The organism is Streptomyces sp. P9-A4, assembly GCF_036634195.1.
Taxonomy (GTDB): Bacteria; Actinomycetota; Actinomycetes; order Streptomycetales; family Streptomycetaceae; genus Streptomyces.
This window is the reverse complement of record NZ_JAZIFY010000001.1, coordinates 3,628,650-3,647,884: the sequence shown is the minus strand read 5'-3', so window position 1 is coordinate 3,647,884 and position 19,235 is coordinate 3,628,650. Positions and strand designations below refer to the sequence as shown.

General features: G+C 72.4%; 16 protein-coding genes. 7 read left to right on the top strand and 9 right to left on the bottom strand.

Annotated features, from left to right (window positions below):
* Positions 1-178: 178 nt before the first annotated feature.
* From V4Y03_RS16325 to V4Y03_RS16300, 6 genes are all read right to left on the bottom strand, one after another.
* Positions 179-727, bottom strand: a complete 549-nt coding sequence (locus V4Y03_RS16325; protein ID WP_332435396.1) for a bacterial proteasome activator family protein — start codon at positions 725-727, stop codon at positions 179-181.
* A 97-nt stretch (positions 728-824) separates the two neighbouring features.
* Entirely contained in the window at positions 825-3,686 is a 2,862-nt protein-coding gene (locus V4Y03_RS16320) for an ABC transporter permease (RefSeq protein ID WP_332435395.1), read from the bottom strand.
* Positions 3,683-4,417 (bottom strand): ABC transporter ATP-binding protein, encoded by a 735-nt coding sequence (locus V4Y03_RS16315; protein ID WP_332435394.1) that lies wholly within the window; start codon positions 4,415-4,417, stop codon positions 3,683-3,685. The genes V4Y03_RS16320 and V4Y03_RS16315 overlap by 4 nt, the downstream gene beginning before the upstream one ends.
* Positions 4,418-4,518: 101 nt before the next feature.
* Complete coding sequence (locus tag V4Y03_RS16310) at positions 4,519-5,271, bottom strand: PadR family transcriptional regulator (protein ID WP_332435393.1); 753 nt, start codon at positions 5,269-5,271, stop codon at positions 4,519-4,521.
* Positions 5,272-5,366: 95 nt separating this feature from the next.
* Positions 5,367-6,284 carry a hypothetical protein gene (locus V4Y03_RS16305; RefSeq protein WP_332435392.1) on the bottom strand — a complete coding sequence of 306 codons (918 nt, stop codon included), beginning with the start codon at positions 6,282-6,284 and terminating at the stop codon, positions 5,367-5,369.
* A 162-nt stretch (positions 6,285-6,446) separates the two neighbouring features.
* Positions 6,447-8,111, bottom strand: coding sequence for a protein kinase domain-containing protein (locus V4Y03_RS16300; RefSeq protein WP_332435391.1), 1,665 nt, complete (start codon positions 8,109-8,111; stop codon positions 6,447-6,449).
* Positions 8,112-8,410: 299 nt separating this feature from the next.
* Here V4Y03_RS16300 and V4Y03_RS16295 point away from each other — a divergent pair, with 299 nt between their 5' ends.
* Positions 8,411-10,033 carry a protein kinase domain-containing protein gene (locus V4Y03_RS16295; protein WP_332435389.1) on the top strand — a complete coding sequence of 541 codons (1,623 nt, stop codon included), beginning with the start codon at positions 8,411-8,413 and terminating at the stop codon, positions 10,031-10,033.
* Positions 10,034-10,061: 28 nt separating this feature from the next.
* Here V4Y03_RS16295 and V4Y03_RS16290 read toward each other — a convergent pair whose 3' ends face one another.
* From V4Y03_RS16290 to V4Y03_RS16280, 3 genes are all read right to left on the bottom strand, one after another.
* Entirely contained in the window at positions 10,062-11,084 is a 1,023-nt protein-coding gene (locus tag V4Y03_RS16290; RefSeq protein ID WP_332435388.1) for a phosphotransferase, read from the bottom strand.
* Between the two features lie 186 nt (positions 11,085-11,270).
* Positions 11,271-11,723 carry a pyridoxamine 5'-phosphate oxidase family protein gene (locus V4Y03_RS16285; RefSeq protein WP_332435387.1) on the bottom strand — a complete coding sequence of 151 codons (453 nt, stop codon included), beginning with the start codon at positions 11,721-11,723 and terminating at the stop codon, positions 11,271-11,273.
* A 134-nt stretch (positions 11,724-11,857) separates the two neighbouring features.
* Entirely contained in the window at positions 11,858-12,517 is a 660-nt protein-coding gene (locus V4Y03_RS16280) for a response regulator transcription factor (RefSeq protein WP_317877393.1), read from the bottom strand.
* Between the two features lie 344 nt (positions 12,518-12,861).
* On the opposite strand from V4Y03_RS16280, the gene pdhA reads away from it, so the two are divergent.
* The 6 genes from pdhA to V4Y03_RS16250 all read left to right on the top strand — a co-directional run bounded on the left by pdhA (position 12,862) and on the right by V4Y03_RS16250 (position 19,235).
* The gene (gene pdhA, locus V4Y03_RS16275) at positions 12,862-14,055 is read left to right on the top strand and encodes a pyruvate dehydrogenase (acetyl-transferring) E1 component subunit alpha (protein ID WP_317877392.1); all 1,194 of its coding nucleotides are present in this window, start codon (positions 12,862-12,864) and stop codon (positions 14,053-14,055) included.
* Positions 14,056-14,057: 2 nt separating this feature from the next.
* Positions 14,058-15,038, top strand: coding sequence for an alpha-ketoacid dehydrogenase subunit beta (locus tag V4Y03_RS16270; RefSeq protein WP_317877391.1), 981 nt, complete (start codon positions 14,058-14,060; stop codon positions 15,036-15,038).
* 10 nt (positions 15,039-15,048) lie between these two features.
* Complete coding sequence (locus V4Y03_RS16265; protein ID WP_332435386.1) at positions 15,049-16,479, top strand: dihydrolipoamide acetyltransferase family protein; 1,431 nt, start codon at positions 15,049-15,051, stop codon at positions 16,477-16,479.
* A 98-nt stretch (positions 16,480-16,577) separates the two neighbouring features.
* The gene (locus V4Y03_RS16260) at positions 16,578-17,102 is read left to right on the top strand and encodes a hypothetical protein (RefSeq protein WP_332435385.1); all 525 of its coding nucleotides are present in this window, start codon (positions 16,578-16,580) and stop codon (positions 17,100-17,102) included.
* 64 nt (positions 17,103-17,166) lie between these two features.
* Positions 17,167-17,841, top strand: coding sequence for a GntR family transcriptional regulator (locus tag V4Y03_RS16255; RefSeq protein WP_332435384.1), 675 nt, complete (start codon positions 17,167-17,169; stop codon positions 17,839-17,841).
* Positions 17,838-19,235, top strand: a complete 1,398-nt coding sequence (locus V4Y03_RS16250; protein WP_332435383.1) for an MFS transporter — start codon at positions 17,838-17,840, stop codon at positions 19,233-19,235. Before V4Y03_RS16255 ends, V4Y03_RS16250 begins: the two co-directional genes overlap by 4 nt.

The window sequence follows — 19,235 nt, the reverse complement described above, 5'->3', positions numbered from 1 at the left end:
GTAGGCGGGACTGCGGTGACAGCGCCCCGGACCGTAGGCGGGGCTGCGGTGACAGCGCCCCGGGCCGTAGGCGGGGCTGCGGTGACAGCGCCCCAGGCCTGAGGCGGGGACGCGGGAGGGGCCCGGCACAAAATGTGCCGGGCCCCTCCTCCGTACGGTCAAGGTCTACGCGCGACCCCTACAGGTACGGGCCCGAGCGGACCGCGTGGCCGTGGCCGCGGTCGTCGTCGTCATCGTCGTGACCCGCACCCGGCGGGAGCGCCCTGCGCATCTGCTCCAGCTGGGCGCGCGCCGCCATCTGCTGGGCGAACAGCGCCGTCTGGATGCCGTGGAAGAGGCCCTCCAGCCAGCCCACCAGCTGGGCCTGCGCGATGCGCAGCTCGGCCTCGGAGGGGATCGCCTCGTCGGTGAACGGCAGGGAGAGACGCTCCAGTTCCTCCACCAGCTCGGGCGCGAGCCCGTCCTCCAGCTCCTTCACGGAGCTGGCGTGGATGTCCTTGAGCCTGACCCGGCTGGCCTCGTCGAGAGGTGCCGCGCGTACTTCCTCCAGGAGCTGCTTGATCATGCTGCCGATCCGCATGACCTTGGCAGGCTGCTCGACCATTTCCGTCACCGGGACCTCGCGGGGTTCGTCGTCGCCCTGAGTGCCGCCGAGCGCCATCCCGTCCTGTCCCACGATGAGGACCTGGGGGCTCTCCTGCGACCTGTCATTCCTCGGCATCTCCATGCCGCCATTCTCTCGTACCCAAGCGTCACCACGGGGTGTGCCCCCGGACGAGGGTGATCCACCCTCGTCCGGGGGCACAGGACGGCAACGAAGACCGTCAGGTCGCCGCGCGCCGGGCCACCGCGCCGCGCGAGCGGGTCACGAGGGCGGCGAGCAGGGCGGCGCCGAGCGGTACGGCGACGAGCAGGCCGCCGAGCGTCTCCCAGGGGATGACGATCGGGACGAACGGCTCGGACATGTCGCCGCCCCAGCCCTCGGCGAGGCTCTGCTTGTACATGGCGATCTGCTCGCGCTCCTCGGTGAGCCGGAGCCCCATGGCCGGCAGCATTCCGGCCGCCGAGCCGAGTATCACGCCCATCGCGGCGACGACTCCGCACTGGAAGCCGCTGAGGGTGCGGCGGACGCGGGGCGGGGCGCCGACGGCGGCGAGCGTCTTCAGGTCGGCCTCGGCGTCGGCCTGGGCGAGCCCGGTGGCGATGCCCGCGGCGCCGATGGTGACGAGGCCGGCGAAGATGGACAGCGACAGGAGGATGAGGCTGTTGCTGTTGACGAAGCCCTCCTCCAGGTGGAGTTCGACGTTGCTGCCGAGCTTGGCGAGTTCGCCGTCGAGCTTCTGGCGGGCCTCGGTGTCGGGCATCCGGTCGGTGGTGACGTACGTGCCGAGCGGCACGGTCGACAGTCCGGCGGCCTTGGCGGTGGCCGGGGTGATCAGGCCCTGGAGGCCGTAGGTCTCCGGGTTGCCGGGCACGCGGTAGGCGGGGACGGAGCTGACCTTCCCCGGTGCGGGACGGTTCGCGTCGAGCGCCTTGTCGGCGGCGGCGAGGTCGGTGATCTGCTTGATCCCGACGGTGCCGTTCTTGTCGATCTGGGCGCGGGAGAAGCTGACGATCTTCCCCTCGGCGAGGGCCTTCACGGCTCCGGCGTCCTTGATGCCGAGGACCTGGAGGAGCTTGGCGTCTCCGACGAGGAGACCGCCCTCGGCGGAGACCCAGCCGCCGCCGGAGGACTGGTTGCAGCGCCAGTCTTCGGCGAGCAGCTTCCGGCGCTGCTCGGGGGTGAACTTCTCCGACGGGTCACCGCCGCCCGGGATCGCCTTGTACAGCGGGCACTCGTTCGCCGGGGGGATGACGATCTCGTAGCGGCCGCAGCCCGCGCCGCGGCCCCAGGGGTCACAGCTGGGCTTGCCGACGGAGACCCGCTCGACATCGGCGCGGACGTCGACCGGCAGGTAGCGCTGGAGTGCGTCGCGGACCGCGGGGACGTCCCGGCCGCCCTCCTCCGTGACGACGGCGGTGACCGCGCCGTACGGCAGCCGCGCCTCGTACGAGGCCTTGCTCTCGGCCTCACGGCTGGCCATGTACGTGGAGACGGCGACCGTGCCCGCGACGGCGGCGAGGACGGCGGCCACGGCCGGCGCCGTACGGCCCCGGTTGCGCACGGCGTCCCGCAGCGCGAGCCGCGGCGACAGCGGCAGCCAGCGCCCGGTGCGCCCGAACAGGCCCACCAGGGCCGGGGTCATGGCGACGACGCCCAGCTCGGCGAGGGCCGAGCCGCCCGCGACGATGGCGACCTGCCCGCTGACCAGCGAGCCGAAGAGGGCGATGGCACCGCCGAGAAGAACGGCCCCGAGGCCGATCAGCGGCAGGACCCGGCTGGAGCGGCGGACTCCGCGCCGGCCGGTGAGCGAGGCGAGGACGGTCTGCCGGGAGGCGGTGATCGCCGGGACGATCGCGGCGAGCAGACCGGTCAGGACGGCGAGCAGCGCGATGCCGAGGAGTTCGAGCGGCCGGACGTCGAAGGCGCCGAACCGCTGGCCCATGGTCTGCTCGAGGACCGGCTGGAGCAGCAGGGTGAGGATGACGGCGAGGACCGTGCCGGTGACCGCCGCGGCGACACCGATGACCAGACCGCCGCTCAGCACGATGGCCCGGATGTGGCTGCGGGCACCGCCGTTGGCGCCGACGAGCCCGAGCTGGCGGCGCGAGCGGCGGGCGCCGACCGCGAAGGCGGGCCCGGCGAGCAGACAGATCTCCAGCATCGCCAGGGCGACGACGGTGACGACGGAGGCGAGTTCGGCGGCGCCCCCCGTCGAACCGTCGTGGAAGCCCCAGTCGGCCTTCTGGTAGAGCGGGACCTCGGAGTCGGCCGGCGGGTCGAGGAGCACGGCGCGCGAGGCGACGGTCACACCCTTGGTGTTGATCTCCTTGACCATGTTCCACGTGAAACCACCGGGCTTGCGCACCAGATAGCTGGTGGAGCCCCCGGGACCGGACAGACCGGCCTTCTCGGCGGCCTTCGCGTACGGCGCGAGGAAGGCGCCGGGCAGCGCGTTGATCTGGTCCGTCTTGAGCGCGTCCGGAATTTCGTAGGAGCCGACGATCCGGTACGGGTGGTCGAAGTTGCGGGCGGAAACGGTCGAGCCGACCGACAGACCGCTGGCCTCCAGGAAGTGCGAGGTCGCCATGACCTCGTCGTTCTTCTCCGGGAACCGTCCTTCGAGGAGGGTCGTGATGCCGCGGGCGATCGGGTCGCCCGCCTTGAGCTCACGGACCTCGGTCACGAGCAGACCGTGGGTCGTCGTCAGCTTGGCCGAACCGGTGCGGTCCGTCAGGACGGTGGAACCCGCGGGGAAGGTCTTGGTGATATCGGTCGGGCCGCTGGGCCAGGCCATGTCGCCGTAGTCCTTGGCCGGCGTGCTCATCTCGCCGAGCGGGTCCTGGAAGATCGGCACCCCGTCGTACTCGGGGTCCTTGAACAGGGCGTCGGCCGCACCGATCAGGCGGTCCGCGCGCTCGGTGGGGGACAGCTCGGAGCTGCGGTAGGTCAGATCGAGGGCGCTGACGCCCAGGATGGGCAGGGCGATCATGGCGAGGACGAGGGCGCTGCGGCCCTTGGAACGCCAGGCGTCACGACGGGCGATGCGGATCGCGGCCCGCCAGGAGTGGAACCAGGTCTTCACGCTTCGGCCACCTGGCCCGACAGCAGGGAATCGGCTTCGCTGCGCACGGTCTGGTCGACGATGGCGCCGTCCCGCAGGAACACGACCCGGTCCGCCCAGGCGGCGAACCGCGGCTCGTGGGTGACGAGGACGCCGGCGGCGCCCGCGTCGCAGCGGGTGCGGAGGAGGGCGAGCACGGACTCGCCGGTCTCGGAGTCGAGGGCGCCGGTCGGCTCGTCGGCGAGCACCAGGCGGCGGTCGCCGACCAGGGCGCGGGCGATGGCGACGCGCTGCTGCTGACCGCCGGACATCTCGTCGGGGAAGCGGTCGGCGAGGTGGCCGAGCCCCATCTCCTCCAGGGCCTTCACGGCCTCGACGCGGGCCTTGCGCGCGGAGGTGCCGTCCAGCTCGCGGGGCAGGGCGACGTTCTCGGCGGCGGTGAGGGCCGGGATGAGGTTGTAGTCCTGGAAGACGTAGCCGATGCTGCGGCGGCGCAGGGCGGCGAGCTGCTTGACGCTCGCGGTGGTGATGTCGGTGTCCTCGACGATCACCTGGCCCGAGGTGGGGGTGTCGAGGCCGCCCGCGATGGTGAGCAGCGTGGACTTGCCGGAGCCGGACGGGCCCATGACGGCGACGAGTTCACCCGGGTACACGGCGAGGTCGATGCCGCGCAGGGCATGCACCTCGGTGGCACCCGCGCCATGGACGCGGGTCAGGTTCTTGAGTTGCAGCACGGGCTGCGGTGCGGACATGAAAGGGGTCCCCCCTTGGGCGTACGCGGCGGGCTGCCGGGTACGGGAGCGATCGGTGGAAGGTGGTGCGGAAGCGGTACGGGGTGGGGCGCGATGTGCGGTCAGCGCGCCCCGCCCATGGGTGGGGCGGCCTCGGCGACGGACGGCGGGGATACGGCGGACACGGGGGTGGCGGTTCCGGTGGCACCGGTGGTCGTGCCGGCGCCGGTGCCGATACCGAGGTCTGCGCGACCACCGGGGTCCGTGCCCGGGCCTGTGCCTGTGTCCGTGTCCGAGCCCGGGGCCGTGTTCGTGGCCGTGCTCGCGTCGAGCGCCGACAGACGGATCAGCCGGGACTCGCAATGGTCCAGCCAGCGCGCCTCGGCCTCGGTCTGGAAGATCAGCTGCTCCAGGACGAGCAGCCAGGCCACGTCGTCCCGTTCCCGTGCTCCGCCGCTCTCGACGGCGACGAGTGCCTGGGCCTTGAGCCGGGTGTAGTCCTGCATCGCCTGCACGGTGTGCCGGCGCTGGGACTGGATGACGTGGCGGATGTCGACGCCGGGGGCACCCACCGCCATGGCGAGCTTGATGGCCAGCTCGTCACGGGCAGGGCTGGTGCGGTCCACCGGCCTCTCGAACCAGGTCCTCAGCTCGGCGCGACCGCTGTCGGTGATCGCGTAGAGCGCGTGCCCGGCCGTGTCCTCGCCGCCCTGGGCGACCATGCCGTCGCGCTCGAGACGGCTGAGGGTCGTGTAGACCTGGCCGACGTTGAGCGGCCAGGTGGAGCCGGTGCGGGACTCGAACTCCGTACGGAGCTGGGAGCCGTAGCGAGGGCCGCGTTCGAGAAGGGCGAGGAGCCCGTGGCGGATCGACATACTCAGTATGTATACCGGGTATGCCGAGGACGACAACCGTCCTGAGGGGGAAGCGGGGGGTCCGCCTCAAGGGGGACCCGGGCGCTCAGGGCGGCTCAGCGGCGGCGCATCCGCAGCCCGAGAAAACCGATCCCGAGCCCCATCAGGGCGAGCCCCACACCCAGCGTGAGGACGGGAACCCGCTGGTCAGCGAGGGGCGACGCGGCTTCCGACGCGATACGGGGCGCGGCGGCGCGCCGGCTGGCGGGCGGTGTATCGGGGAGGGCCGCGTCCTCCTCGCGTACCGCCTCGTCCGCCGCCCCGACGTCCCCGGGGGCCTGCGGCTCTGTTGCGGTTTCGGTACGGGAGGGGCCGGGCGACGGTCTCGCGGCGCCCGCCGAGGCGCTCGGGCCCAGGGACCGGCCCGGCCGGGGCCGCCCTTCCCCGGCGGGGCGCCCGGCGAGGGACGCGGAGCCACTGGGCGCGGGGGCGTCGCTGGGCTCGCCGACGGCCGTTCCGGACGCGGCGGGCGCCCCCGTGGCGGGTCCCCCGGTGCCGGGCGCCCCGGTCCCGCTCGGTGCGGGCGCGGGGGACGCGGGCGTACCGGCGCCCCCGGTGCGCCCCGGTGAGACGGTGGCGGCCGGGGAGGAGGGGGTCGCGGTCGCGGAGGGCGCGGCGGAGGAGGGGAGCGCGGCGGAGGAGGGGAGCGCGGTGGAAGAAGGGGGCGCGGCGGGGGTGGTGCCGGCCGGGGGCGGCACCACAAGGGCGCCCGGACCGGCGACGCCCACCGTGACACCGGGCGCCCCGGACCCGGCGACAGTCCCGGACCCGGCGAAGGCCCCGTGTGCGACGAACCCCCCGCGCGCGAAGAACCCCCCGTGCGTGGAGGCAGCCCCGTACCCGAGGCCCGCCCCGTGTCCAAGGCTCGCCCCGTGCCCCGCCGGTGCCGCGTACACCGTGCACGCGCAGGCGAACGCGCAGGTGAGCGCGGGGCCGAGGGCCCGCACGCGTGTCCTGCGGAGTGCTGGAGTCACCGGGTGACCCCCTCCCGTACCGAGCCGCCGAGATGGTCGACTCAGCGTAGGCATGCCGGAACATTTCCGGCATCCGGGACGGGGTCAGTGGGTGTATCGAGCCGTCAGGGCCTCTGAGCGGGCGTCAGCGGCCATGGGGGGCGTCGGGCTGACGCCTCACCCCTACTGCGGCGGGTTGCCCGTCGAGATCTTGAGGGTGAACTCGGCGTCCTTGTCGGCGATGTCCTCGCCGGCCGGCGGGTACTGCTCCAGGACCGTGCCCTGGCCGTAGGTCGACTCGTCGACCGGGGTCTCGACCATGATCTTCCACCCGGCGGCCTGGACGCAGTCCTTCACCGACTGGATGTTCTTGTAGGTGAAGTTGGGGACCTCGAACTTCTCGGGGTCGTCGCTCGACTCGGTCGGCTGCGTGCACTTCTTCGGGTCGATGGTCTTGGTCAGGTCCGGGCCCTTGTGGCCGGGCGCGGCCGTCGGCTGCTCCGTGCCCCCGGTGCCGCCGGCGCTGCTGCTGGTGCCGCCGTCGGCCGCCTGGTTGCCCGGGTCCTCCTTCTGGCTGAGCGCGAAGACCAGGCCGCCGACCGCGAGCAGGGCGACGACGATCGCGCCCACGATCACCGGAGTGTTCCGCCGGGAGCCGCCGCCCGCCGGGGCGGGCGCGGGCGTGTGCGCCTGCGCGTAGGGCGCGGGCGTCGGGGCCTGCTGGTGCTGGTACACCGGGGCGGGCGTCGGCGCCTGCTGCGGGTAGCCGTACGAGGGGGCGGGCGCCGGGGTCGCGGGGCCGTACGGGCCGGGCTGCGGCGTCGGCGGCAGGTAGGGCTGCTGCACACCGTGCGGCCCGGAGTGGGGGCCGGGCGGCGGGGTCTGGCCGATGGGCGGGAAGACCGCCGAGCCGACGCCCGCGCCACTGGTGACCGGACCGCCCTGGACGATCATCGGCGCGCCCGTCTGACCCGCCGAGAGCACCCGCAGGCACTCGTCGCGCATCGCCGCCGCGCTCGGGAACCGCTCGTTCGGGTTCTTTCGCAGCGCGCGGGCGACGAGCGCGTCCATCGCCGGCGTCACCGAACGGTTGACGGTCGACGGGGCGACCGGCTCCTCCTGCACGTGCGCGTACGCGATGGCGAGCGGGGAGTCGGCGTCGAAGGGCAGCCGGCCGGTGAGGAGCTGGAAGAGCATGATGCCGACCGAGTAGAGGTCGGAGCGGGCGTCGACCGCGCGCCCGAGGGCCTGCTCGGGGGAGAGGTACTGGGGGGTGCCGACGACCATGCCGGTCTGGGTCATCGAGGTGACCCCGGACTGCATGGCCCGCGCGATGCCGAAGTCCATGACCTTGACGACGCCGCGCTTGGTCGTCATCACGTTGCCGGGCTTGATGTCGCGGTGGACCAGGCCCATCTCGTGGCTGACCTCGAGGGCGGCGAGCACGTCGGCCGTCACCTTGAGCGCCTTGTCGGCGGGCATCGCGCCGTACTGCTGGACATCGGCGGCGAGGACCGAGCCGAGCGGCTGCCCCTCCACGTACTCCATGACGATGTACGGCATGACGGCGCCGTCGAGGGTGTCCTCGCCGGTGTCGAAGACCGAGACGATGTTCGTGTGCGACAGCTTCGCGACCGCCTGCGCCTCGCGCCGGAACCGCTCGCGGAACGACTGCTCCCGGCCCAGCTCGGTGTGCAGCGTCTTGATGGCGACCTGCCGGTCGAGCGCGCTGTCGTAGGCCAGGTAGACCGACGCCATGCCACCCTCGCCGAGAAGGTCGCGCAGCTGGTACCGGCCGCCCGCGACCGAACCGCCCGCATAGCGGCCCTGTGCGCCGTCCTGGCTCATCTGTGCTTCCCCCTACGCGCACGAGGCGGCGTCGATCCGGTTTTTCCTGGCCAAGTCTGCCCGAGGGCAGTGACACGTCAAGCCAGGTGCCCGTTCCGTGACCCTCCGCACAGGAAGGTCCCCCGGCGGGTTCCGCGAAAGGTCCGGGGAAAGGTTTCCGCGCGGGTGGGGGAAACCCGGCGAATTTGCACAGGTGTACGTGGAAGGGGTTGGATGGCCGGTCCATCTCGAACCGTGATGTCGTACGGAGCCTGTAGCGTGACGACTGGACACGGCACGACAGACGACGGCGAGGACTGATGGCACCCGAATCCGGATCAGGTGGCGGTGTGCCGGACGCGGCAGCGGAGTCCTGGGGCGTCGGCGGAGTCGTCGGTGACGGGCGCTACCGCCTGACGCACCGTCTGGGCCGCGGCGGCATGGCGGAGGTCTTCGCCGCCGAGGACGTACGGCTCGGCCGTACCGTCGCCGTCAAGCTGCTCCGCTCCGATCTCGCCGAGGACCCGGTCTCCAAGGCCCGCTTCACCCGCGAGGCGCAGTCCGTCGCCGGGCTCAACCACCACGCCATCGTCGCCGTGTACGACTCCGGCGAGGACCTGGTGGCCGGCCGGCCCGTGCCGTACATCGTGATGGAGCTCGTCGAGGGCCGCACCATCCGTGACCTGCTGCTCAGCGCCGAGGCGCCGGGTCCCGAGCAGGCCCTGATCATCGTCTCCGGGGTTCTGGAGGCGCTGGCCTATTCGCACCAGCACGGCATCGTGCACCGCGACATCAAGCCGGCCAACGTGATCATCACCCACGGCGGCGCCGTGAAGGTCATGGACTTCGGCATCGCCCGCGCCCTGCACGGCGCGCAGTCGACGATGACGCAGACCGGCATGGTCATGGGCACCCCCCAGTACCTCTCCCCCGAGCAGGCCCTCGGCAAGGCGGTCGACCACCGCTCCGACCTGTACGCGACGGGCTGCCTGCTCTACGAACTCCTCGCGCTGCGCCCCCCGTTCACCGGCGAGACCCCGCTGTCCGTGGTGTACCAGCACGTGCAGGACATCCCGGTCCCGCCCTCCGACGTCACGCACTCCGTGCCGCCGGAGCTCGACGGCCTGGTGATGCGCTCGCTCGCGAAGGACCCGGACGACCGGTTCCAGAGCGCCGAGGAGATGCGCGGCCTCATCCAGTACGGCCTGCAGATGCTCCAGCAGCAGGGCGGCCACACCGGCACGTGGAACACCGGCCCGGTCGAGATGCACGAGGGCGGTCACACCCCGGTCGGCGGCATGGCCGCGACGACCGCGATGGGTCACCCGATGCACGGCGAGACCGCGCAGGGCCCGATCCTTCCCCCGCGGAACCCGGAGGACGGCGGTGTCGGCGGGTACGGCGGCTACGACGGCGGTACGGGCGGCACCGGGGGCTACGGCCAGGACGGCGGCTACGGTCCGCAGGGCGGCGGCAACGGCCGCCGGGGCAAGGTGTGGCTGTTCGCCGCGCTCGCGGTGATCGCGGTCGTGACCGGTGTCGTCTTCGCGATCCAGGCGGCCCAGAAGGACAGTCCCGCGAGCGGCCCCAAGCCGATCGTCACCGATTCGCCGTCCTCGGCCACCTCGGAGCCCCCGCCCACGGAGGAGCCCTCCCAGGAGCCCTCGCAGGACCAGGGCGGCTCGGGCGGCGGCTCGACGCAGCAGCCGTGGCCGCCGCCGACCACGCGGCAGCCGACGGACGAGCCGTCGAAGACGCTGGAGCCCACGGACGAGCCGACGAAGACGACGGCGCCGCCGACCGATCCCACCGGTGAGCCGACGAAGACGACGGCCCCGCCGACGGAGCCCACCGGCGACCCGACGACCTCCTCGCCCGATCCCACCGGGGGCAACGGCAACCCGGACACGCCCCCGACGGGCAACGGCGCCGAGACGGGCTGACCCCGCCCGGCGTGAGCGGCCACCGCCGTCACCCTGCGAACGCGTCGCGTACCGCCTCGTACTCGCGTGTCCACCAGACCGCCAGGGCCGACACCGCAGGAAACTGCGGGTCGGCCCTTCGGTCGTGCAGCTGGTAGCGCCAGCGCAGGGTCCAGAAGTCGTTGAGCCGTTCCCACCACACCCGGTGCGCCGCCGCCGCCAGCTCGGCCCGGTCGGCGCCCGTCGCCCGCCGGTACGCGCGCGCGTACGCCCGCACCTTCTCCAGGGCCAGCTCCCCTTCCGGCCGTACGAAGAAGATCGCGGCCGCCCTGACCGCCTCCTCGGCCCGGGGGCGCACCCCGAGCCGGTCCCAGTCGACGATCGCGGCGGGTTCGGCGCCCCGGTAGAGCAGGTTCAGCGGGTGGAAGTCGCCGTGCACCCAGCCGGCCGCGGCTGCGGGCGGCGGACGGTGGTGCGCGTGCTGGGCGAGGAGCCGGCGCCGTTCCCGCAGCCGGTGCTCGGCGAGCGCGTCGAAGCTGTCGCGGGGGCGGTGGGCGCGGGCGAGGCGGATCAGTTCGTCGATGGCCCGGAAGGTGTCCAGGAGGTCGGCGCTCGCGCAGACGCCGTCGTCGGGGGCGCCCGGGGTCCCGTCGGCTCCGGCGGGGCCCATCACACGGTCCAGGGCGGTGTGGACCTGCCCGAGCAGGGCGCCGAGGCGCCGGGAGCAGCCGGTGGAGAGCTGGGCGCCGTCGCGGTGGCGGCCGTCGATCCAGGGGTGCAGGGCGTAACAGCGGCCGTCGACGACGGCGACCGTGCGGCCGGTGGCGTCGGCGAGCGGCGGGGCGACGGGCAGGCCGAGGGCGTACAGCCGCTGGGTGGCACGGTGCTGGCGGGCGATGGTGGCGCGGTCGGCGGTGAGGGCGTCCAGGTGCTGCTTGAGGAAGTAGGTGCCCCGGGTGGTGGAGAGGCGGAAGCCGCGGTTGAGCAGCCCTTCGGCGACGGGCACACAGGAGAGCGGCTCGCCGGCGTGCCGGTGGCGGCGCAGCAGCGCCCCGACGGGCGGCGCGCCCACGGGCCTGCCGGGAGAGGCGCCGGGTCTGCCGGGGGATGCCCCAGGTCTGCCGGGGGAGGGCCTGCCGGGGGATGCGCCGGGTCTGCCGGGGGACGGCCTGCCGGGGGATGCGCCGGGCCGCGCCGGCGGCGACGTACCCGGCGGAGTGAGCGTTTCAGATGAGCGCGGCACCCGTCAGATGTTAGATCACGCTACGTGGTGGAGATGTCGCCGTACGGAACGGGGGGTGGGGCGGGTCCCCGGGGTCTCGCTCGCGTAGTCGAGCGCGTGCACCGTCACGAACTGCGGTTCGATCCGCATGAAGACCGGGGTGAAGGCCTCGTCGTCCACGGCCTCCGGCTCCGGCCCGAAGGCCGCGAGCTCCTCCTCGGTCGGCTCGACGATCTCGGCGGTGCCGGTGAACTGCACGGACCACAGGTGCTCGGAGCCCGAGTTGAAGTTGTCCGCGCCGTAGGCGACGACGCTGCCGTTGCAGGCGCGGTGGTAGCCGAGCCCCCGGTGCATCCGGAGCAGGACACGGCCGTCGGACACGATGTGCCGGGCGGGGGCGACGAACGGCATCGCCCGCATGCTCGTCGCCACTCGGCCGTAGGACACACGGCTGAGCAACTCGATGGCGCGGATCTCGTCGGTGGACATGGCTTCCACTCTCCGCCACCGGCGCCGGGTCGGAAAAGGGGCCCCTGCCCCGCTTTCACGAGGACATAGGTCCCGAAACGGCGCCGTCGGCCCCGCGCTCATCCGTACGGGTGAGAGCGGGGCCCGCCGGTACGTCAGTGACGCTCGGCCTGCAGCCGCGCCACGTACGCCGCGGCCTGCGAGCGCCGCTCCATGCCCAGCTTCGACAGCAGGCTGGAGACGTAGTTCTTGATGGTCTTCTCGGCGAGGTGGAGCCGCTCGCCGATGACCCGGTTGGTCAGGCCCTCGCCGATCAGGTCCAGGATCTTGCGCTCCTGGTCCGTCAGGTTGGCGAGCTTGTCGTCACCCTTCGGGTTGTTGCCGTCGCGCAGCCGCTCCAGGACACGGGCGGTCGCCACCGGGTCGAGCAGCGACTTGCCGGCCGCCACGTCCCGCACCGCGTTCAGCAGCTCGTTGCCGCGGATGGCCTTCAGGACGTAGCCCGAGGCCCCGGCCATGATCGCGTCGAAGAGTGCCTCGTCGTCCGCGTACGAGGTCAGCATCAGACAATTGATGCCCTCGTCCTGGGAGCGGATCTCACGGCACACCTCGACGCCGCTGCCGTCCGGCAGCCGGACGTCGAGCACCGCGACGTCGGGGCGGGTCGCGGGGATCCTGACCAGCGCGTCCGCCGCCGTCCCGGCCTCCCCGACCACCTCAATGTCGTCCTCCACGGAGAGCAGCTCGTGGACGCCGCGCCGGACGACTTCGTGGTCGTCCAGCAGAAATACCCGGATTTTTCCTTCTTCGCGCACGCAGCCAGTCTCACATATTGGCTCTTCCCGCGCCCGGGGTGCGCGGGATAACGTGCCGGGTGTTCCGGCGGCCCTTCGAAGCCGCTGCCGACGCGCTGACCAGCCGCTGTTCCCCGTTTTCTCGATTTACTTGGAAATCCAAGCAAAATCGCAGGTCAAGTGGGGTTTCGCGGGAATGCCGCGCTGTGGGTAACGTGCCTATGACAGGGCGCTCGCCGGGGCACCTGTCACGCCCGACCCCGGCCGCGTCGCACCCACCCCGTGCGAAGGGTACGGATAAGGCGGAGAGCCGCACTGGCCTTGCCCGGCGAACCCGGGGGCCGGACCGACGGAGGAGCACGCACGTGACCGTGGAGAGCACTGCCGCGCGCAAGACGACGCGACGCAGCAGCGGCACCAAGCGCACCGCAAGCGCGAGCACGAGCACCACCAAGAAGACGAGCACGCGCGCCGAGGCGGGGGCTGTGGAGCCCGAGCTCGTCCAGCTGCTGACGCCCGAAGGAGAGCGCGTCCAGCACCCCGATTACGACATCGACCTCAGCGCCGAGGAACTGCGCGGTCTCTACCGCGACATGGTCCTCACCCGTCGCTTCGACGCCGAGGCCACCTCGCTCCAGCGTCAGGGCGAGCTGGGCCTGTGGGCCTCGCTGCTCGGCCAGGAGGCGGCGCAGATCGGTTCCGGCCGTGCGCTGCGGGACGACGACTACGTCTTCCCGACCTACCGCGAGCACGGTGTGGCCTGGGTCCGTGGCGTCGACCCGACGAATCTGCTGGGAATGTTCCGCGGTGTGAACCACGGTGGCTGGGATCCCAACAGCAACAATTTCCACCTGTACACGATCGTCATCGGCTCGCAGACCCTGCACGCCACCGGTTATGCGATGGGCATCACCAAGGACGGCGCGGATTCCGCCGTGATCGCGTACTTCGGCGACGGCGCCTCCAGCCAGGGCGACGTCAACGAGGCCTTCACCTTCTCCGCGGTCTACAACGCGCCCGTCGTGTTCTTCTGCCAGAACAACCAGTGGGCGATCTCCGAGCCCACCGAGAAGCAGACCCGCGTGCCGCTCTACCAGCGCGCCCGCGGCTTCGGCTTCCCCGGCGTCCGCGTCGACGGCAACGACGTCCTGGCCTGCCTGGCCGTGACGAGGTCCGCCCTGGAGCGCGCCCGCCGCGGCGAGGGCCCCACCCTCGTGGAGGCCTTCACCTACCGCATGGGCGCCCACACCACCTCCGACGACCCGACGAAGTACCGGGCCGACGAGGAGCGGGAGGCCTGGGAGGCCAAGGACCCGATCCTGCGCCTCAAGGCGTACCTGGAGCGCGAGGGCAACGCCGACGAGGCCTTCTTCGAGGCCCTGGAGGCGGAGAGCGAGGCGCTCGGCAAGCGTGTCCGCGAGGGCGTCCGCAACATGCCCGACCCGGACCACATGGCGATCTTCGAGAATGTCTACGCGGACGGGCACGCGCTCGTCGACGAGGAGCGCGCGCAGTTCGCCGCCTACCAGGCGTCCTTCGCGGATGGCGAGGTCAAGTAACCATGGCTGTACAGAAGCTCCCGCTCGCCAAGGCGCTCAACGAGTCGCTCCGCAAGGCCCTGGAGACCGACCCCAAGGTCCTGATCATGGGTGAGGACGTCGGCAAGCTCGGCGGCGTCTTCCGTGTCACGGACGGCCTGCAGAAGGACTTCGGCGAGGACCGTGTCATCGACACCCCGCTCGCCGAGTCCGGCATCGTCGGCACCGCGATCGGCCTGGCCCTGCGCGGCTACCGGCCGGTCGTGGAGATCCAGTTCGACGGCTTCGTCTTCCCCGCGTACGACCAGATCGTCACGCAGCTCGCCAAGATGCACGCCCGTGCGCTCGGCAAGGTCAAGATGCCGGTCGTCATCCGCATCCCGTACGGCGGCGGCATCGGCGCGGTCGAGCACCACTCCGAGTCCCCCGAGGCGCTCTTCGCGCACGTCGCGGGCCTCAAGGTCGTCTCGCCGTCCAACTCCTCGGACGCCTACTGGATGCTCCAGCAGGCCATCCAGAGCGACGACCCGGTGATCTTCTTCGAGCCCAAGCGCCGCTACTGGGACAAGAGCGAGGTCGACACCGAGGCCATCCCCGGCGAGCTCCACAAGGCCCGGGTGGCGCGCGAGGGCAGTGACCTCACGCTCGCCGCGTACGGCCCGATGGTGAAGGTCTGCCTGGAGGCCGCCGCGGCCGCCCAGGAGGAGGGCAAGTCGGTCGAGGTCCTGGACCTGCGGTCGATGTCCCCGATCGACTTCGACGCGATCCAGCGGTCCGTCGAGAAGACCCGTCACCTCGTCGTCGTCCACGAGGCCCCGGTGTTCTACGGCTCCGGTGCGGAGGTCGCCGCCCGGATCACCGAGCGCTGCTTCTACCACCTGGAAGCCCCCGTCCTGCGGGTCGGCGGCTACCACGCGCCGTATCCGCCGGCGCGCCTGGAGGAGGAGTACCTGCCGGGCCTCGATCGCGTGCTCGACGCCGTCGACCGCTCGCTGGCGTACTGAGGAGAGCACCGTGACGATCCGCGAATTCAAGATGCCCGACGTGGGCGAGGGCCTGACCGAGGCCGAGATCCTCAAGTGGTACGTCAAGGCCGGTGACACGGTCGAGGACGGCCAGATCGTGTGCGAGGTCGAGACGGCCAAGGCCGCCGTCGAGCTGCCGATCCCCTTCGACGGCACGGTCCACGAGCTGTGCTTCCCCGAGGGGACCACGGTCGATGTCGGCCAGGTCATCATCTCGGTGAACGTCGGCGGCGGTGCGGCACCCGAGGCCCCGGCGGCCCCGGTGGCCGAGGCCGCTCCCGCGCCCGCCGCACCAACGCCCGTCGTGGACGAGGAGGAGGACGAGCCGCAGGTCCGTCAGCCGGTCCTCGTCGGCTACGGCGTGGCCGTCAGCTCCACCAAGCGCCGCCCGCGCAAGGCGGCTCCGGGCGCGGTCCAGGCCGCCCCGGCGGCACCGGCCGCCCCGGTCCAGGCGGCGCCCGTCGCCGTCTCCGTACCGGAGCAGCTCAACGGGCACGCGCCGGCCGGCGCCCGGCCGCTGGCCAAGCCGCCGGTCCGGAAGCTCGCCAAGGACCTCGGCGTCGACCTGGCCACGGTCACCCCGACCGGCCCGGACGGCGTCATCACCCGTGAGGACGTCCACGCGGCTGCCGCTCCGGCGTCCGCGCCGGCCGCCCCGGCCCCGGCGCCCGTGGCCGCCCCGGCCCCGGTCGTGGCGCCCGCGGCCGTCGTGCCCGACGCCCGGGAGACCCGTGTCCCCGTCAAGGGCGTACGGAAGGCCACGGCGGCGGCGATGGTCGGCTCGGCCTTCACCGCGCCGCACGTCACCGAGTTCGTGACCTTCGACATCACGCGCACGATGAAGCTGGTCGACGAGCTCAGGTCCGGTACGGACATGGCGGGTCTGCGGGTCAACCCGCTCCTCCTCATCGCCAAGGCCGTCCTGGTCGCCGTCCGGCGCAACCCGGAGATCAACGCGGCCTGGGACGAGGCGGCGCAGGAGATCGTCCTCAAGCACTATGTGAACCTGGGCATCGCCGCGGCCACCCCGCGCGGTCTGCTCGTCCCCAACATCAAGGACGCGCACGCCCAGACCCTGCCCGAGCTGTCGGCCTCCCTGAGCGAGCTGGTCTCCACCGCGCGCGAGGGGAAGACGACTCCGGCGGCGATGCAGGGCGGCACCATCACCATCACCAACGTGGGCGTCTTCGGCGTCGACACCGGTACGCCCCTCCTGAACCCCGGCGAGTCCGCGATCCTCGCGGTCGGCTCGATCAAGCTCCAGCCGTGGGTCCACAAGGGCAAGGTGAAGCCGCGCCAGGTCACGACGCTGGCCCTCTCCTTCGATCACCGACTGATCGACGGCGAGCTCGGCTCCAAGTTCCTGGCGGACGTCGCCGCGATCCTGGAGCAGCCGAAGCGGCTCATCACCTGGGCGTGACGCCCGAGTTGCCATGTTTCACGTGAAACACCCGGCCGGGGAGGGGGAAGACCCCTCCTCGGCCGGGTGTTTTCGTCGTCGTGCCGTAGAGGGGGATCGTGAGCGCGTATCTGGGGCCGCTGGAGCCGGTCGGGGACCGGTGGGTGATCGGTGATGCCAAGCGGCCGGGCGGAACGTGCCTGGTCCTGACGGCCGAAGGCATGGAGCACTGCGCGAACGGGACCGCGGAGCCGCTTGAGGTCGTGCCGTGGTCCAGGGTCATGGAGCTGGGCATCCGTACGACCTACCGGGCCTGGATGGCCACGCGCGGGGGGACCGCGCTCAGCTGGGCCGGCCAGTCGAACGCCGTCGACATGGGCCGCGACGCCTGCTCCGTACACGCGCTCGTGCGCCATCCGTACGACGACTGGTTCGCGCGCTACAGCCACCATCGGCGCGCGTACACGGGGGCGCACGTGTACCTGGTGGGCCATCTCTTCGAGGCGGTCTCCGAGGCGAAGCTGATGCGCCGGCTGGGCGATCCGCGATGGCTCGGCGCGGTCGTCGAGCAGGTGGCGCCCCTGCCGAACCGGCGGGCGTCGGCGCGGAGGGTCCGCGAGATCGTCGGGGCCGCGGACGCCTGACCCGGCCCGTCCGTATCGCGGACGGGGCTGCCTGTTGCACCCCTGTTGTATCTATGCTGTGCGCATGCCATCAGCGCCAACCGGTCCAGCCCTGCTGCCCACCAAGCAGCCCCCCGCCGCCGACCGTGTCTACATGCACGTCAAGCGGGCCGTACTCGACCGGCGCTACGAGGGAGGCACCCTCCTCACCGAGGGCGAACTCGCGACGGCCGTCGGAGTGTCCAGGACGCCGGTGCGCGAGGCGCTGCTCAAGCTGGAGATGGAAGGGCTGCTCAAGCTCTACCCGAAGAAGGGCGCCCTCGTCCTCGCCGTCTCCGCGCAGGAGATCGCCGATGTCGTCGAGACCCGGCTGCTCGTCGAGGAGTTCGCCGTCCGCCGGGCCGTCCCCGCCCCCGCCCCGCTGATCGCCCGCCTCGAAGAACTCCTCGACGAGCAGCAGCGGCGCGCCGAGGCCGGCGACCTGGCGGAGGTCGCGGTCACCGACCGGTGCTTCCACGCCGAGATCGTCCGCCACGCGGGCAACCAGATTCTCTCCCGCCTCTACGACCAGCTCCGCGACCGCCAGCTCCGCATGGGCGTCGCCGTGATGCAGTCCCAGCCCGACCGCGTCGCCAAGAACATCACCGAGCACGCCGAGATCCTCGACCGGATCAAGGCCGGGGACGCCGAGGGCGCCGCCGCCTGCGTCCGCCAGCACCTCAGCTGGGTCAAGGTCCTGGTCCGGGGTGACGACCGGTGAGCGACCGCCGCAACCGCCACCGCGACGGCCGGGACCGTGACCCCAACCGCCGGGACCGGGACCGGGACCGGCGCCGCGACCGCAGCCGCAACGGATACGGCTCCGCCGTCACCCTCCCCGGCGACCCGCCCGGCGGCCGTCGCGCCGCCCTCGTCTGGGGCGTCGGCGTCGGCGTCTACTTCGTCGCCGTCATCTTCCGCACGTCCCTCGGCGTCGCCGGACTCGACGCCGCCGACCGCTTCCACGTCAACGCCTCCGCGCTCTCCACCTTCTCCATACTCCAGCTGCTCGTCTACGCCGGCATGCAGATACCCGTCGGCCTGATGGTCGACCGGCTCGGCACCAAGAAGGTCCTCGCCCTCGGCGTCGTCCTCTTCACCCTCGGCCAGCTGGGCTTCGCGCTCTCCCCGTCGTACGGCACGGCGCTCGCCTCCCGCGCCCTCCTCGGCTGCGGCGACGCCATGACCTTCATCAGCGTCCTGCGGCTCGGCAGCCGCTGGTTCCCCGCCCGGCGCGGCCCGCTGATCGGCCAGGTCGCCGCCCTCTTCGGCATGGCCGGCAACCTCGTCTCCACCGTCTTCATCGCCCGCGCCCTGCACGGCCTCGGCTGGACGACCACCTTCGTCGGCAGCTCGCTGGCCGGCGTCGTCGCTCTCGTCCTGCTGCTGCTCTTCCTCAAGGACCACCCCGAGGGGTACGAGCCCCAGCCCTCCACCCACGCGGGCGCCGCGTTCGTACGCCGGCAGATCGCCGAGTCGTGGCGGGAACCCGGCACCCGGCTCGGCATGTGGGTGCACTTCACCACCCAGTTCCCGGCGATGGTCTTCCTGCTCCTGTGGGGGCTGCCGTACCTCGTCGAAGCGCAGGGCCTGTCCCGGTCGACCGCCGGAACCCTGCTCACTCTGGTCGTCCTGTCGAACATGGTCGTCGGCCTCGCGTACGGGCAGATCATCGCCCGGCACCACGCGGCCCGCGCCCCGCTCGCCCTCGGCACCGTCGCCGCCACCGCCCTGCTGTGGGCGACCACCCTCGCCTACCCCGGCGACCACGCCCCGATGTGGCTGCTCGTCACCCTCTGCCTGGTCCTCGGCGCCTGCGGACCGGCCTCGATGATCGGCTTCGACTTCGCCCGCCCGGCGAACCCGCCGGAGCGTCAGGGCACCGCCTCCGGCATCGTCAACATGGGTGGTTTCGTGGCCTCGATGACCACGCTGCTCGCCGTGGGCGTGCTGCTCGACGCGACCGGCGGCAACTACCGGATCGCGTTCTCGTCGGTCTTCGTCCTGGAGGCCCTGGGAATCGTGCAGATCCTGCGCCTCAAGGCCCGCACCCACCGCAGGGAACGGGAACGGCTCGTCGCGAGCCGCGTCGAGGCCGTGCACGTCCCGGTCTAG